The sequence below is a fragment of the Mesorhizobium sp. M7A.F.Ca.CA.004.12.1.1 genome, from assembly GCF_003997835.1.
In the GTDB taxonomy this organism is placed as follows: domain Bacteria; phylum Pseudomonadota; class Alphaproteobacteria; order Rhizobiales; family Rhizobiaceae; genus Mesorhizobium.
Window position 1 is genome coordinate 1 of record NZ_RZRK01000836.1, and the last position, 2,627, is coordinate 2,627.

At 63.3% G+C, this 2,627-nt stretch carries 3 protein-coding genes; all 3 read left to right on the top strand.

Annotation, left to right across the window (positions count from 1 at the left end; translation table 11 throughout):
- Positions 1-1,032: endolytic transglycosylase MltG (mltG, locus tag EN984_RS30445; protein WP_127384182.1), on the top strand; the 1,032-nt coding region annotated here is incomplete at its 5' end.
- A 155-nt stretch (positions 1,033-1,187) separates the two neighbouring features.
- Positions 1,188-2,078: a YicC/YloC family endoribonuclease gene (locus tag EN984_RS30450; RefSeq protein ID WP_127272657.1), complete on the top strand. Its 891-nt coding sequence runs from the start codon at positions 1,188-1,190 to the stop codon at positions 2,076-2,078.
- Positions 2,079-2,081: 3 nt separating this feature from the next.
- On the top strand, positions 2,082-2,627 hold a 546-nt coding region (gmk, locus tag EN984_RS30455; RefSeq protein ID WP_127384183.1), incomplete at its 3' end, for a guanylate kinase.

The window sequence follows — 2,627 nt, forward strand, 5'->3', positions numbered from 1 at the left end:
GGCAAGCAGGAATTCACCGAACCCGGACCTTCGGCCAATGGCGACACCTTCCTGGTCAAGCCGAGCACCGGCGTCCAGGATATCGCCGACCAGCTCGAACGCCGCGGGTTGATCAGCGACGCCCGGGTATTCCGCCTTGGCGTGCGGGCCTTCGGCAATGATTCCGCGCTGAAAGCCGGCGAGTACGAGATCAAGCCCAGGGCATCCATGCGCGATATCATGGAGCTTCTGAAGAGCGGCAAGTCGGTGATGTATTCGCTGACCATTCCTGAAGGACTGACGGTCGACCAGGCATTGCAGCGCATCGCCGAGGAGAATGCCTTGAGCGGCGACATGCCGGCAACCACGCCGCCGGAGGGCAGCCTCGCCACCGACACGCTGCGCTTCACGCGCGGAGCGACACGCCAGCAGATGGTCGATAAGCTGCTGGCGGATCAGAAGAAGCTGGTCGACGATGTCTGGCAGCGGCGCGCGCCTGACCTGCCGCTGGCCAACGTCGAGGAGTTCGTCACGCTGGCCTCGATCGTCGAGAAGGAGACGGGCAAGGGTGACGAGCGTTCGCGAGTTGCCGCCGTCTTCCTGAACCGGCTTGCCAAGGGCATGCGCCTGCAATCCGATCCGACCATCATCTACGGGCTGTTCGGCGGCAAGGGAAAGCCGGCGGACCGGCCGATCTACCAGTCGGACATCCAGAAACAGACGCCCTACAACACCTATGTGATCAATGGCTTGCCGCCGACGCCGATCGCCAATCCGGGTCGTGCAGCGCTGGAGGCGGTGGCCAATCCGTCGAAGACCGCCGACCTCTATTTCGTTGCCGACGGCACCGGCGGGCACGTTTTTGCCGCGACGCTGGACGAGCACAACGAGAACGTCGCCCGCTATCGCGCGTTGCTGAAGAAGCAGGCCGATGATGCCGCCAAAGCCGCCAAGACGACTGGCACCGGCGACAGCAATGCCGTCAAACCCGCTGGCAGTGGGCCGGCTGACGGTGCCGACGACAGCGGCGGTGACGCGGGCGCTGCCCAGTAAATGAAGGAAGGCGTTGCCCGGCAGGCAACGCCCTGACATTTGGAAGAGCGCCGCGCGTCCGGTTTCGACGCGCCTGCGGCGCAATCTTTTTCAAGCCGCACTCGCTCTGTCCGGAAAGCCGGTTCAGGGCGATGTGCCAGGGACGTGTGGGCGATATGAATTTGCAGAGCATGACCGGTTTTGCACGTGCCGTCGCCGAGCACGAAGGCACCTCGATCGCCTGGGAGGTCAAGTCCGTCAACGGCAAGAGCGTCGAGGTACGGCTGCGGCTGCCGCAAGGCTTCGAGCGGTTGGAACCTGCTGTCCGGCAAATACTTCAGAAACGTTTTGCACGCGGCAATTTCCAGGCGACGCTGACCATCGGCCGTGCCGTTGGCGCGCAGGCGCAGCCGGTCGTCAACGAAGCCTTCCTGAAGGACCTTGCTGGGCTCGCCAAACGGCTGCAGGAGCAATTCGGCGTTGCTGCGGCGACGTCGGATGGATTGCTTTCGCTGCGCGGCGTGCTCGACATTCCTGAAACCGTCGAAACCGAGGAGGCGAGGGCCGCGCTCGATGCCGCGGTCATGGCCGCGCTCGAAGTGGCCTTGAACGGGCTCGAACAGGCACGGCAGGGCGAAGGAGCCGCGCTGGCTTTGCTGTTGTCGGGTCATATCGACACGATCGAGGCGCTGACGCTGCGGGCAGAAGTGGATCCATCCCGCGAGACCGCGGTGATCCGCGAACGCATCGCCGAGCAGGTCAGGCTGCTGATGGACGCTTCCGCCAATCTGGATGCCACCCGACTGCATATGGAGGCGGCGTTCCTGGCCACCAAGGCCGATATTCGCGAAGAGATCGACCGGCTGAAAACGCATGTCGCATCCGGCCGGGCACTGCTGGTGGGCGGCGGCGCGGTCGGTCGCAAGCTCGATTTTCTGGCACAGGAATTTAACCGCGAATCGAATACGCTGTGTTCCAAATCGAATGCCGCAGCCATCACCGCGATCGGCCTGGACCTGAAGGCGGTGGTCGACCAGTTTCGTGAACAGATCCAGAATCTGGAGTAGCCGATGGTTGCCAAGGATTTGGGGTCCCGCATACGCCGCCGGGGCCTGATGCTCGTCCTGTCGTCGCCGTCCGGCGCCGGCAAGTCGACGATCGCGCGCAATCTTCTGGAAAGCGATTCCAGCCTCGAACTGTCGGTCTCGGTCACCACCAGGCCGCGCCGTGGAAGCGAGATCGAAGGCGTCCACTATCATTTTCGGACGATGCGCGAATTCGAGCGGCTTCGTGATTCCGACGCGCTGCTGGAGTGGGCCGAGGTGCATGGCAATTGCTATGCGACGCCGCGCGAACCGGCCGAACTGGCGCTGTCCGAGGGGCGCGACATGCTGTTCGACATCGACTGGCAAGGCGCCCAGCAGCTCAAGGAGAAGATGCGCGCCGACATTGTCTCGATCTTCATCCTGCCGCCATCGATGAAGGAGTTGAAGGCGCGGCTGAAACGTCGCGCTGAAGACCAGGAGGCGGTGATCGAGACGCGGCTGAAAAACGCCCGCAACGAGATCGAGCACTGGAAGGAATATGATTTCGTCATCGTCAATGATGACCTTGAC